The organism is Streptomyces aureus (assembly GCF_001418135.1).
In the GTDB taxonomy this organism is placed as follows: domain Bacteria; phylum Actinomycetota; class Actinomycetes; order Streptomycetales; family Streptomycetaceae; genus Streptomyces; species Streptomyces aureus_A.
This window is the reverse complement of the sequence record NZ_LIPQ01000053.1, coordinates 12,446-25,384: the sequence shown is the minus strand read 5'-3', so window position 1 is coordinate 25,384 and position 12,939 is coordinate 12,446. Positions and strand designations below refer to the sequence as shown.

General features: G+C 69.1%; 14 protein-coding genes. All 14 read left to right on the top strand.

What is annotated here, in order from left to right:
- Positions 1-48 precede the first annotated feature (48 nt).
- On the top strand, positions 49-1,146 hold the full coding sequence (locus AOK00_RS06145; RefSeq protein ID WP_055599289.1) for an LCP family protein: 1,098 nt from the start codon (positions 49-51) through the stop codon (positions 1,144-1,146).
- 179 nt (positions 1,147-1,325) lie between these two features.
- Positions 1,326-1,544 carry a 50S ribosomal protein L31 gene (gene rpmE, locus AOK00_RS06140; RefSeq protein ID WP_055599288.1) on the top strand — a complete coding sequence of 73 codons (219 nt, stop codon included), beginning with the start codon at positions 1,326-1,328 and terminating at the stop codon, positions 1,542-1,544.
- Between the two features lie 96 nt (positions 1,545-1,640).
- A complete protein-coding gene (gene prfA / locus AOK00_RS06135; protein WP_055599287.1) occupies positions 1,641-2,717 on the top strand; it encodes a peptide chain release factor 1 in 1,077 nt (358 codons plus the stop codon).
- 46 nt (positions 2,718-2,763) lie between these two features.
- Complete coding sequence (gene prmC, locus AOK00_RS06130; RefSeq protein ID WP_015036198.1) at positions 2,764-3,609, top strand: peptide chain release factor N(5)-glutamine methyltransferase; 846 nt, start codon at positions 2,764-2,766, stop codon at positions 3,607-3,609.
- A 49-nt stretch (positions 3,610-3,658) separates the two neighbouring features.
- Positions 3,659-4,306, top strand: a complete 648-nt coding sequence (locus tag AOK00_RS06125) for an L-threonylcarbamoyladenylate synthase (protein ID WP_030321077.1) — start codon at positions 3,659-3,661, stop codon at positions 4,304-4,306.
- Positions 4,303-4,950 carry a protein-tyrosine-phosphatase gene (locus AOK00_RS06120; protein WP_055599286.1) on the top strand — a complete coding sequence of 216 codons (648 nt, stop codon included), beginning with the start codon at positions 4,303-4,305 and terminating at the stop codon, positions 4,948-4,950. Before AOK00_RS06125 ends, AOK00_RS06120 begins: the two co-directional genes overlap by 4 nt.
- A gap of 92 nt (positions 4,951-5,042) precedes the next feature.
- Complete coding sequence (glyA, locus tag AOK00_RS06115; protein ID WP_055599285.1) at positions 5,043-6,290, top strand: serine hydroxymethyltransferase; 1,248 nt, start codon at positions 5,043-5,045, stop codon at positions 6,288-6,290.
- A 118-nt stretch (positions 6,291-6,408) separates the two neighbouring features.
- Positions 6,409-7,722, top strand: a complete 1,314-nt coding sequence (locus AOK00_RS06110) for an MraY family glycosyltransferase (RefSeq protein ID WP_055599305.1) — start codon at positions 6,409-6,411, stop codon at positions 7,720-7,722.
- Positions 7,723-7,984: 262 nt separating this feature from the next.
- On the top strand, positions 7,985-8,398 hold the full coding sequence (locus AOK00_RS06105) for a hypothetical protein (RefSeq protein ID WP_055599284.1): 414 nt from the start codon (positions 7,985-7,987) through the stop codon (positions 8,396-8,398).
- Between the two features lie 222 nt (positions 8,399-8,620).
- Positions 8,621-9,430: a F0F1 ATP synthase subunit A gene (gene atpB / locus AOK00_RS06100; RefSeq protein ID WP_055599283.1), complete on the top strand. Its 810-nt coding sequence runs from the start codon at positions 8,621-8,623 to the stop codon at positions 9,428-9,430.
- A gap of 94 nt (positions 9,431-9,524) precedes the next feature.
- Complete coding sequence (atpE, locus tag AOK00_RS06095) at positions 9,525-9,791, top strand: ATP synthase F0 subunit C (RefSeq protein WP_055599282.1); 267 nt, start codon at positions 9,525-9,527, stop codon at positions 9,789-9,791.
- A 40-nt stretch (positions 9,792-9,831) separates the two neighbouring features.
- Positions 9,832-10,377 carry a F0F1 ATP synthase subunit B gene (locus AOK00_RS06090; protein ID WP_030321090.1) on the top strand — a complete coding sequence of 182 codons (546 nt, stop codon included), beginning with the start codon at positions 9,832-9,834 and terminating at the stop codon, positions 10,375-10,377.
- Entirely contained in the window at positions 10,374-11,189 is an 816-nt protein-coding gene (locus AOK00_RS06085) for a F0F1 ATP synthase subunit delta (protein ID WP_055599281.1), read from the top strand. Before AOK00_RS06090 ends, AOK00_RS06085 begins: the two co-directional genes overlap by 4 nt.
- Before the next feature lie 146 nt (positions 11,190-11,335).
- Positions 11,336-12,934, top strand: a complete 1,599-nt coding sequence (atpA, locus tag AOK00_RS06080) for a F0F1 ATP synthase subunit alpha (RefSeq protein ID WP_030321094.1) — start codon at positions 11,336-11,338, stop codon at positions 12,932-12,934.
- The last annotated feature ends 5 nt before the right edge of the window (positions 12,935-12,939 follow it).

Here is a 12,939-nt window from a genome sequence, read left to right as displayed (position 1 = left end):
GGGTGCTTCACCGTCACATATGGTGAACCTAGGGCCCGAGGGATGGCGATGACCGAGCAGAGCAGGAGCGGCCGAACAGGCGGTGCGGGCAGCGGCCGCCGCCGCAAGGAGCCCGCCAGGCGCAGCCGCAGGGCGGCCGTGCTGGTCTCGGGCGCCCTCGCCCTCCTCGTCCTCGGCGGCGCGGGCCTCGGATACGTCTACTTCAAGCTCGACGGCAACCTCGAGACCGTCGACATCAACGCACAGCTGGGCACCGACCGCCCCGACGACGTCGACAACGGCTCCCTGGACATCCTCGTCCTCGGCTCGGACTCCCGGTCCGGTGACAACGGCGCGTACGGCAAGGACGAGGGCGGCGCCCGCTCCGACACCGCGATGGTCGTCCACGTCTACGAGGGCCACAAGAAGGCCGCCGTCGTCTCCGTCCCCCGCGACACCCTCGTCGACCGGCCGAAGTGCACCGACACCCGGGGCACCGCGGTCGCCGCCGAGCAGCGGGTCATGTTCAACACGGCGTACGAGGCCGGCGGCCCCGCCTGCGCCGTCAAGACCGTCGAGTCGATGTCCGGCATCCGCATGGACCACTACGTCGAGGTCGACTTCACCGGCTTCAAGAAGCTCATCGACAAGCTCGGCGGGGTGGAGATCACCACCACCACCGCCATCAAGGACAGCAAGAGCCACCTCGACCTGGAACCGGGCACCCACACCCTCGACGGGGAGCAGTCCCTCGGCCTCGTCCGGACCCGCAAGAGCGTCGGCGACGGCAGCGACCTCGGCCGCATCCAGCTCCAGCAGGCCTTCATGAAGGCCTTCATGAACCAGGTCAAGGATGTCGGCGTCCTCACCAACCCGAAGAAGCTCCTCGACCTCGCCGACGCCGCCACCAAGGCCGTCACCCCCGACTCCGAACTCGACTCGGTCCAGGAGCTGATGGGCTTCGCCAAGAGCCTCTCCGGAATCGGCTCGCAGAACGTCCACATGGTCACCCTGCCCGTCGAGTACGACCCTCGGGACCCCAACCGCGTCGTGCCCCTGGAGGCCCAGTCGCAGCAGGTCTGGACGGCCCTGAGGAAGGACCTGCCGATCCCCGCGTCGGCGACGAAGGACGCGGCCACCGGCAAGGCCGGGGGCATCGTGAAGTAGTGCCGGGGCGCCGTGGCAAGCACGGCGGCCCGTCGTCCGAGGCAGCTCAGGAATACTTTCGCCGCCACCCCGGTTTGGGGAGATGCGGCCAGTCCTGGCAGACTGGTACGTCGGCCCCGGTTCACGTTTGCCGCGACCCGCGGAAGCGACCCGGAGCCCTCCCGAAACTAGGAGACACCTTGAAGCGCGAGATTCACCCCGAGTACGTCGAGACCCAGGTCAGCTGCACCTGTGGCGCGTCGTTCACCACCCGGAGCACCCTGACCGACGGCACCATCCGTGCCGAGGTCTGCTCCGAGTGCCACCCGTTCTACACGGGCAAGCAGAAGATCCTCGACACCGGCGGCCGCGTCGCCCGCTTCGAGGCCCGCTTCGGCAAGGCCGGCTCCGCCAAGTAGCGAGCCCCTGCGCCGGTCCACGGTCGCCCCGCGCGGGTGGCCGGGACCGGCGCTTTGCCGTCCCGTAGCAACTGACGAAAAACCCAGGAGCCCCCGATGTTCGAGGCGGTCGAGGAACTGGTCGGCGAGCATGCCGGCCTCGAGACGAAGCTCGCAGACCCTTCGGTCCACGCCGACCAGGCGAACGCGCGCAAGCTGAACAAGCGCTACGCCGAGCTGACCCCGATCGTCGCCACCTACCGGGCCTGGAAGCAGACCGGTGACGACATCGAGACCGCCCGCGAGCTGGCACACGACGATCCCGACTTCGCCGCCGAGGTCAAGCAGCTGGAGAAGGACCGGGAGGAGCTCACCGAGAAGCTCCGTCTGCTCCTCGTCCCGCGCGACCCGAGCGACGACAAGGACGTCATCCTGGAGATCAAGGCGGGCGCGGGCGGCGACGAGTCCGCCCTCTTCGCCGGCGACCTGCTCCGCATGTACCTGCGGTACGCCGAGCGCGTCGGCTGGAAGACCGAGATCATCGACGCCACCGAGTCCGAGCTGGGCGGCTACAAGGACGTCCAGGTCGCCGTGAAGACCAAGGGCGGCAACGGTGCCACCGAGCCCGGCCAGGGCGTCTGGGCGCGTCTGAAGTACGAGGGCGGGGTGCACCGCGTGCAGCGTGTGCCCGCGACCGAGTCCGCCGGCCGTATCCACACCTCCGCCGCCGGCGTCCTCGTCACGCCCGAGGCCGAGGAGGTCGAGGTCGAGGTCCACGCCAACGACCTGCGCATCGACGTCTACCGCTCGTCGGGCCCCGGCGGCCAGTCGGTCAACACCACCGACTCCGCCGTCCGCATCACCCACCTGCCGACCGGCATCGTCGCCTCCTGCCAGAACGAGAAGAGCCAGCTCCAGAACAAGGAGCAGGCCATGCGCATCCTGCGGTCCCGGCTGCTCGCCGCCGCGCAGGAGGAGGCCGAGTCCAAGGCCGCCGACGCCCGTCGCAGCCAGGTCCGCACCGTCGACCGGTCCGAGAAGATCCGTACGTACAACTTCCCGGAGAACCGGATCTCGGACCACCGCGTCGGTTTCAAGGCGTACAACCTGGACCAGGTGCTCGACGGCGACCTGGACGCGATGATCCAGGCGTGCGTCGACGCCGACTCGGCTGCCAAGCTCGCCGCGGCGTAAGTGGCGTAAGTTCCGTAAGCCCCACCCCGCACCACGGAGGACCAGCGTGAACCTGCTGCTTGCCGAGGTGGCCCAGGCCACCCAGCGGCTGGCCGACGCCGGCGTTCCCTCACCGCGTTTCGACGCGGAGGAGCTCGCCGCGTTCGTGCACGGCGTCAAGCGGGGGGAGCTGCACAACGTCAAGGACGCGGACTTCGACGCCCGCTACTGGGAGACGGTCGCCCGCCGCGAGGCCCGCGAACCCCTCCAGCACATCACCGGGCGGGCGTTCTTCCGGTACCTGGAGCTCCAGGTCGGGCCCGGGGTCTTCGTACCGCGCCCGGAGACCGAGTCGGTCGTCGGCTGGGCCATAGACGCCGTCCGTGCGATGGACGTCGTCGAGCCCCTCATCGTCGACCTCTGCACCGGCTCCGGCGCCATCGCCCTCGCGATGGCCCAGGAGGTGCCGCGCTCGCGCGTGCACGCGGTCGAGCTCTCCGACGACGCGCTCGTGTGGACGCGCAAGAACGCCGAGGGCTCCCGCGTCACCGTCCACCAGGGCGACGCGCTCAGCGCGCTCCCCGAGCTGGACGGCCAGGTCGACCTGGTCATCTCCAACCCGCCGTACATCCCGCTCACCGAGTGGGAGTACGTGGCACCCGAGGCCCGTGACCACGACCCGGAGATGGCCCTCTTCTCCGGCGAGGACGGCCTCGACACCATCCGCGGCATCGAGCGCACCGCCCACCGGCTGCTCCGTCCCGGCGGCCTCGTCGTCATCGAGCACGCGGACACCCAGGGCGGGCAGGTGCCGTGGATCTTCAACGAGGAGGCCGGCTGGGCCGACGCCGCCGACCACCCGGACCTGAACAACCGGCCGCGCTTCGCGACCGCCCGCAAGGCCATGCCATGACCGGCATGACCGCCATGACGAACCACGCGTACGAGGAGGCCGGGAACTGATGGCACGGCGATACGACTGCAACGAGGCGACCGACCGTGTGACGGGTCTGCGCGAGGCCGCGTCCGCCGTCCGCCGGGGCGAGCTGGTCGTGCTGCCCACCGACACCGTGTACGGGATCGGGGCGGACGCCTTCAGCAGCGAGGCCGTGGCGGATCTGCTCGCCGCCAAGGGCCGGGGCCGCAACATGCCCACGCCCGTGCTCATCGGCTCCCCGAACACCCTCCACGGCCTGGTCACGGACTTCTCCGAGCAGGCGTGGGAGCTCGTCGACGCCTTCTGGCCCGGCGCCCTCACCCTCGTCGCCAAGCACCAGCCGTCCCTGCAGTGGGACCTGGGCGACACCCGGGGCACCGTCGCCATCCGCATGCCGCTGCACCCGGTCGCCATCGAGCTGCTCACCGAGGTCGGCCCGATGGCCGTCTCGTCGGCGAACCTCACCGGCCACCCGTCCCCGGAGGACTGCGACGCGGCCCAGCAGATGCTCGGCGACTCCGTCTCCGTCTACCTGGACGGCGGACCGACGCCCGGCATCGTCCCGTCCTCCATCGTCGACGTCACGGGCAAGGTGCCGGTGCTGCTGCGCGAGGGCGCGCTCTCGCCGGAGGAGCTCCGGAAGGTCGTACCCGACCTCGAGGTGGCGAATTGACCGCCCCTGAGGGGCGTGGCATAGCGGGGTTCGACGACAGCAGCACCTTCCGCATCCTCCACGTCAGCACCGGCAACGTCTGCCGCTCGCCGATCACCGAGCGGCTGACCCGGCATGCCCTGAGCGACCGCCTCGGCGACCCGCTCGGCGGCGGCCTGATCGTGGAGAGCGCGGGCACCTGGGGCCATGAGGGCGCCCCGATGGAGGCCAACGCGGAACTGGTCCTCGCCGACTTCGGCGCGGACTCCAGCGGCTTCGTGGGGCGCGAGCTCCTCGACGAGCACGTCATCCGCGCGGACCTGGTCCTCACCGCGACCCGTGACCACCGCGCCCAGGTCATCTCGATGGGCCACTCGGCGGGCCTGCGCACCTTCACCCTGAAGGAGTTCACCCGCCTGGTCCGCGCGATCGACCCGGCGACGCTGCCGGACGCCCGCGACGAGGGCATGGTGGAACGCGCGCGTGCCCTGGTCCGCGCGGCAGCGGCTCTACGCGGGTGGCTCCTGGCCCCCTCGGTGGACGCGGACGAGGTCAACGACCCGTACGGGGCCCCCATCACCTTCTTCCGCTCGATCGGCGACGAGATCAACCAGGCGCTGGATCCCGTGGTGACGGCGCTGACGGGTGTGCGGGCGCGCGACTGACGTTCGCCCGGTGTGCGCACGTCGTTCACCGGGCGCGTGGGCGCCGGGCTGCCTACATTGGTGCTGACATCCCTCCACGCCCGGAGTCAGCCATGCCGGTCACCGCTCCCCCCGATGAGGCTCTCGACGTCCTGCGCCGGCAGGACCCGGAGATCGCCGACGTGCTGCTCGGCGAGGCGCGGCGGCAGGCCGACAGCCTGCAGTTGATCGCCGCCGAGAACTTCACCTCTCCCGCCGTTCTCGCCGCCCTCGGTTCCCCGCTCGCCAACAAGTACGCCGAGGGGTATCCCGGCGCACGTCATCACGGTGGCTGCGAGTACGCCGACGCCGCCGAGCGCGTCGCCGTGGAACGGGCCACCGCGCTGTTCGGCGCCGACCACGCGAACGTCCAGGCGCACTCGGGCTCCTCGGCCGTCCTGGCGGCGTACGCGGCCCTTCTGAGGCCCGGTGACACGGTGCTCGCCATGGGCCTGGACCACGGGGGGCACCTCACGCACGGTTCGCCCGCCAACTTCTCCGGGCGCTGGTTCGACTTCGTCCCGTACGGCGTCGACGCCGAGACCGGGCTGGTCGACTACGAGCAGGTCGCCGCGCTCGCCCGGCACCACCGCCCGAAGGCGATCGTGTGCGGCTCCATCGCGTACCCCCGGCACCTCGACTACGCGCTCTTCCGCGAGATCGCCGACGAGGTCGGCGCCTATCTCATCGCCGATGCGGCCCACCCCATCGGCCTGGTCGCCGGGGGAGCGGCCCCCAGTCCCGTCCCGTACGCCGATGTCGTCTGCGCGACCACCCACAAGGTGCTGCGCGGGCCGCGCGGCGGGATGGTCCTCTGCGGGGAGGAGCTCGCGGGGCGGATCGACCGGGCCGTCTTCCCGTTCACCCAGGGCGGCGCCCAGATGCACACCATCGCGGCGAAGGCGGTGGCCTTCGGCGAGGCGTCCACTCCCGCGTTCACCGCGTACGCCCATCAGGTGGTCGAGCACGCGCGCGTGCTCGCGGCCGCGCTCGCCGCCGAGGGGTTCGCGCTGACGACCGGCGGCACCGACACCCACCTCATCACCGCCGACCCCGCCCCCCTCGGCGTCGACGGCCGCACCGCCCGGGCCCGGCTCGCCGCCGCCGGCATGGTCCTCGACACCTGTGCGCTTCCGTACGGGGAGGGGCGCGGGATCCGGCTCGGCACCGCCGCCGTCACCACCCAGGGGATGGGGGCCCCGGAGATGGCGCGGATCGCCGCGTTGTTCACCGCGGCGCTGCGTGACGATCCCGCGGAGACGGCCCGGGTACGGGCGGAGGTACGGGGGCTGACCGGGCGATTTCCCCCGTATGGGGGCTGAGACGAGGTCACGGAAAGTCGCTGTGCAACCGTTCGGGGGGTCCAGGTGTCTCCAAGCACATGGACGGCACGGCTAGGGTGTGGGGCTGAGATGGCCAGCGAAACCTGTGGGGCAGCCCGTGCGTGATTACCTGCTGACGCTCTGTGTCACGGCCGCGGTGACCTACCTGCTCACCGGCCCGGTGCGGAAGTTCGCCATCGCGACCGGGGCGATGCCGGAGATCCGTGCCCGAGACGTACACCGAGAACCGACTCCGCGGCTCGGTGGCATCGCCATGTTCTTCGGGCTGTGCGCGGGACTCCTCGTCGCCGACCACCTGCAGAACCTGAACAGCGTCTTCGAGCTCTCCAACGAGCCGCGCGCGCTGCTCTCCGGTGCCGCCCTGATCTGGCTGATCGGCGTCCTGGACGACAAGTTCGAGCTGGACGCCCTGATCAAGCTGGGCGCGCAGATGATCTCGGCGGGCGTCATGGTGGCGCAGGGTCTGACGATCCTGTGGCTGCCGATCCCGGGTGTCGGCGTCGTCTCGCTGACCCCGTGGCAGGGCACGCTCCTGACCGTCGCCCTGGTCGTCCTCACCATCAACGCGGTCAACTTCGTCGACGGCCTCGACGGTCTCGCGGCCGGCATGGTGTGCATCGCCGCCGCCGCCTTCTTCCTGTACGCGTACCGCCTCTGGTACGGCTACACGATCGAGGCCGCCGCTCCCGCGACGCTCTTCACCGTCATCCTCATGGGCATGTGCCTGGGCTTCCTGCCGCACAACATGCATCCGGCGCGGATCTTCATGGGCGACTCCGGCTCGATGCTGATCGGTCTGATCCTGGCGGCCTCCGCCATCTCGATCACCGGCCAGGTCGACCCGGACGCGCTGAAGATCTTCGAGGGCTCGACCCGTGAGGCCACGCACGCCGCCCTGCCGGTCTTCATCCCGCTGGTGCTGCCGCTGACGATCATCGCGATCCCCATGGCGGACCTGATCCTCGCGATCGTGCGCCGTACGTGGAAGGGCCAGTCACCGTTCGCGGCCGACCGCGGCCACCTGCACCACCGGCTCCTGGAGATCGGGCACTCGCACAGCCGCGCGGTCCTGATCATGTACTTCTGGTCGGCGCTCATCGCCTTCGGGACGCTGGCGTACTCGGTCCACTCGGCGTCGATGTGGATCGTCCTCTGCGTCGTCGCGCTCAGCGCGATCGGCCTGGTGCTGCTCCTGCTGCCGCGCTTCACCCCGCGCGCGCCCCGCTGGGCCGAGTCGGTCGTACCGCCCCGCTACCGGCGCCGCAAGCCGGCCCCCGTCGTGGTGGCCGCCGCGGAGCCGGTCGTGGTCGAGGAGGAGCGGATTCCGGTGCCCGCGGGGATCAACGGCGCCACCGCCATCGGCAACCGGGGGCGCTTCACCGACAGGCGGAAGGCCGGAACGCCAAGTTGACGAAAGCCGCATACGCGGCCATTAGCAGACAAGGCGTCGCACTGTCGCGCACACACGCGCGGGGTAACTCTCATGTGTGACTGTTGGCACACCTTATGGGTAAAGACCTATTCAAATAGTTTGTGATACCGTTCACGAGACCCGGCGGCAGTGCCGAAAGACCGTAGTGCGACGGTCCGTTGGCCCCGAGACCCACCTCGGACCGGGCTTACGCTCGTCCTTGACGACACCATCGCCCCCTTCAGCAAGCGGAGACACCGCCATGCCGTCCAACGACGCACGCATCCTTCTGCACACCGTCATCCCCACCGCTGCCGTCGGCGCGATCGCCACGGTCGTCAGCGCTGTGGTCGCCGGTGGCAAGGGCGCGCTCGGCGCCGTCGTCGGCACCCTGGTCGTGCTCCTCTTCATGGGAATCGGGCAGGTCGTCCTGCAGCGGACGGCGAAGTCGCTCCCGCATCTGTTCCAGGCCATGGGGCTCATGCTCTACACGGCCCAGTTGCTGCTGCTCTTCATCTTCCTGGCTTTGCTCAAGGACACCACGCTGTTCAACTTCAAAGCCTTCGCTTTCACGCTGCTCGCGGCGACCGTGGTGTGGGTCGCCGCACAGGCCCGTGCCTACATGAAGGCCAAGATCACGTACATCGACCCCGGAAACACGGGGTCGAAGTCGTGAAGGGTAGGGCCGGGATAAAGCCGTGTTCGGCTTCCTGCTATCGTCCGGTGCCAACTGCGGCACTGCGGGCGCGGGCATCCGAGACGCCTGTCCCAGCGCGAGGCTCGATGCCGAACCGCCGCCCCCTTATCCGTAAGACCAGTCCAGTGCCGACCCGCGGCTGCGTGCCGCGCCGACACAACGAGGTTGCCGTACCTATGCGCCACGCTGAAGGAGCCCGCGGTGAGTGCTGACCAGACGCTTGCCTTCGACCCGGATTGTCACATCTTCAGTGGATGTGGCTTCCCGGCGCCGGGCCTGCACACGTTCATGTACGAGCCCATCGCCACGGTGGGGGGCATCGAGTTCACCAAGCCGATGCTGCTCGCCATCCTGGGCTCCATCGTGGTCGTCGGGTTCTTCTGGGCCGCCTTCAACAAGCCCAAGCTGATCCCCGGCAAGATGCAGATGGTCGGCGAGGCCGGTTACGACTTCGTGCGCCGCGGCATCGTCTACGAGATCATCGGCAAGAAGGACGGCGAGAAGTACGTCCCCTTCATGGTGTCGTTGTTCTTCTTCGTCTGGATCATGAACCTCTGGTCGATCATTCCGCTCGCCCAGTTCCCGGTCACCTCGCTGATCGCCTTCCCGGCCGGTCTCGCGCTGATCGTCTACGTCATGTGGATCTCGCTGACGTTCAAGAAGCACGGCTTCGTCGGCGGCTGGAAGAACATCGTCGGCTACGACAAGTCGCTCGGCGCGATCCTTCCGATGGTCGTCGTCCTCGAGTTCTTCTCGAACCTGCTGATCCGGCCCTTCACGCACGCGGTGCGACTGTTCGCGAACATGTTCGCCGGTCACCTGCTGATCGTGATGTTCTCGCTGGCCACCTGGTACCTCATGAACGGCCTGGGCTTCGTCTACGCCGGCGCCTCGTTCGTGATGGTCCTCGTGATGACCGCCTTCGAGCTCTTCATCCAGGCCGTCCAGGCGTACGTCTTCGTCCTCCTGGCCTGCAGCTACATCCAGGGCGCGCTCTCCGAGCACCACTGAGCCGATCCGTCCCGGATCGTGGCTTCACCCCCAATCCAACAGTCGTCCGGTGGCCAACCCCCACCGGGTCATTGAAAGAGAAGGAAGTAACGGCATGTCCGCTGCTCTCGAACTGGTCAACCTCGCCGCCCCCGGCGACTCCGCCAAGACCACCCTCGTCGGCAACGTCGCGTCCATCGGCTACGGCCTCGCCGCGATCGGCCCCGGCGTCGGCGTCGGCATCATCTTCGGTAACGGTACGCAGGCTCTCGCCCGTCAGCCCGAAGCTGCCGGCCTGATCCGCACCAACCAGATCATGGGCTTCGCGTTCTGTGAGGCGCTCGCCCTCATCGGCATCGTCATGGGCTTCGTCTACCAGTAAGCCGGACCGACAGCCCGATTCTTTTACGGAAGGCACTGATGTGAACGCGCTGCTTCTTGCGCAGGCGGAGGAGCCCCAGCCTCCTCTGATCCCGCATCTCGACGAGCTCGTCATCGGCCTGATCGCCTTCGTCATCGTCTTCGGTTTCCTCGCCAAGAAGCTCCTCCCGAACATCAACAAGGTTCTGGAGCAGCGTCGCGAGGCCATCGAGGGTGGCATCGAGAAGGCCGAGTCGGCCCAGATCGAGGCTCAGAGCGTGCTGGAGCAGTACAAGGCCCAGCTCGCCGAAGCCCGCCACGAGGCCGCGCGTCTTCGCCAGGAGGCGACGGAGCAGGGCACCGCGATCATCCAGGAGATGAAGGCGGAAGGCCAGCGCCAGCGCGAGGAGATCATCGCGGCCGGCCACACGCAGATCGCGGCCGACCGCAAGGCCGCCTCTGCTTCGCTGCGTCAGGACGTGGGCAAGCTCGCCACCGACCTGGCCGGCAAGCTCGTCGGCGAGTCCCTCGAGGACTCCGCCCGCCAGAGCCGGACGATCGACCGCTTCCTCGACGAGCTCGAGGAGAAGGCGGAGGCCGTCCGATGAACGGAGCGAGCCGTGAGGCACTGGCCGCCGGACGCGAGTCCCTCGACGCGCTGACCGACAACACGTCGGCCGACGCGACGAAGCTCGCGGACGAGCTGGCCGCAGTCACCACGCTGCTCGACCGCGAGGTGTCGCTGCGTCGGGTCCTGACCGACCCCGCGCAGTCGGGCGAGGCCAAGGCCGAGCTCGCGCAGCGACTCCTGAGCGGTCAGGTGGGCGGCGAGACCGTCGACCTGGTGTCCGGCATGGTGCGTTCCCGCTGGTCGCGTTCGCGTGACCTGGTCGACGCGACCGAGGAGCTGGCGAACACCGCCGACCTCACCGCGGCGCAGAAGGCGGGCGCCCTCGACGGTGTCGAGGACGAGCTGTTCCGCTTCGGCCGGATCGTGTCCTCCAGCCCCGAGCTCCGCTCGGCGCTGACGGACAAGGCCGCCACGGCCACCGCCAAGGGCGAGCTGCTCCGCAGCCTGCTCGGCGGCAAGGCCAACGTCACCACCGAGCGCCTGGTCGTCCGTCTGGTGACCCAGCCCCGGGGACGTAGCCTGGAAGCGGGACTCGAGTCCCTCTCCAAGCTCGCCGCGGCGCGCCGGGACCGGATGGTCGCCGTCGTCACCTCGGCGGTGCCGCTGTCGGACCAGCAGAAGCAGCGCCTCGGAGCCGTACTCGCCAAGCTGTACGGCCGCGAGATGCACCTGAACCTGGACGTGGACCCCGCGGTCCTCGGCGGGATCACGGTGCAGGTCGGCGACGAGGTCATCAACGGATCGATCGCGGAGCGCCTCGACGAGGCGACCCGTCGACTGGCCGGCTGACGACCGTCACCAGCACAAGGCATCACAGCTACACAGCATCACCAGCGGCCCGGTTGGGCCGTGCAGAGATTGCAGAAGATTCCTGGGGGTCGGCCCCCAGACCCCTTAAGAAACTTCGGGCCCAACAAGGAGAGCAGGGAACCCAGATGGCGGAGCTCACGATCCGGCCGGAGGAGATCCGGGACGCACTGGAGAACTTCGTCCAGTCGTACCAGCCGGACGCGGCCTCGCGCGAGGAGGTCGGCACGGTCAGCCTGGCCGGTGACGGTATCGCGAAGGTCGAGGGTCTTCCCTCGGCCATGGCGAACGAGCTGCTGAAGTTCGAGGACGGGACCCTGGGTCTCGCGCTGAACCTCGAAGAGCGCGAGATCGGTGCGATCGTCCTCGGCGAGTTCAGTGGCATCGAGGAGGGTCAGTCGGTGCAGCGCACCGGCGAGGTCCTCTCCGTCGGTGTCGGTGAGGGTTACCTGGGTCGCGTCGTCGACCCGCTCGGCAACCCGATCGACGGTCTCGGCGAGATCGCGACCGAGGGCCGCCGCGCCCTCGAGCTGCAGGCCCCGGGCGTTATGGCCCGTAAGTCGGTGCACGAGCCGATGGAGACCGGCTACAAGGCCGTCGACGCCATGACGCCGGTCGGCCGTGGTCAGCGTCAGCTGATCATCGGTGACCGTCAGACCGGCAAGACCGCTCTGTGTGTCGACACGATCATCAACCAGCGCGACAACTGGCGCTCGGGCGACGTGAACAAGCAGGTCCGCTGCATCTACGTCGCCGTCGGCCAGAAGGGCTCGACCATCGCGTCCGTGCGCGGCGCCCTGGAAGAGGCCGGTGCGCTCGAGTACACGACGATCGTCGCCGCCCCGGCGTCCGACCCGGCCGGCTTCAAGTACCTGGCGCCGTACACCGGCTCCGCCATCGGCCAGCACTGGATGTACCAGGGCAAGCACGTCCTGATCGTCTTCGACGACCTGTCGAAGCAGGCCGACGCCTACCGCGCCGTGTCGCTGCTGCTGCGCCGCCCGCCGGGCCGTGAGGCCTACCCGGGTGACGTCTTCTACCTGCACTCGCGTCTGCTCGAGCGCTGCGCGAAGCTCTCGGACGAGCTGGGCGCCGGTTCGATGACCGGTCTTCCGATCGTCGAGACCAAGGCGAACGACGTGTCGGCGTTCATCCCGACCAACGTCATCTCCATCACCGACGGCCAGTGCTTCCTGGAGTCCGACCTGTTCAACGCCGGCCAGCGTCCGGCCCTGAACGTCGGTATCTCGGTCTCGCGTGTCGGTGGCTCCGCCCAGCACAAGGCGATGAAGCAGATCTCCGGTCGCCTCCGTGTGGACCTGGCCCAGTTCCGTGAGCTCGAGGCGTTCGCCGCCTTCGGTTCCGACCTGGACGCCGCCTCCAAGGCGCAGCTGGAGCGTGGACAGCGCATGGTCGAGCTGCTCAAGCAGGCTCAGTACCAGCCGATGCCCACCGAGAACCAGGTCGTCTCCGTCTGGGCCGGCACCACCGGCAAGATGGACGACGTCCCGGTCGCCGACATCCGCCGCTTCGAGGCCGAGCTCCTGGCGTACCTCCGCCAGAACCACTCGGGCCTCATGACCTCCATCCGTGAGGGCGGCAAGATGTCCGACGACACCCTGCAGGCCGTGGGCGACGCCATCGCGGAGTTCAAGAAGCAGTTCGAGACCTCTGACGGCAAGCTGCTGGGCGAGGACGCTCCTGCCGCCGTCAACGTCTCGAAGTGACGACG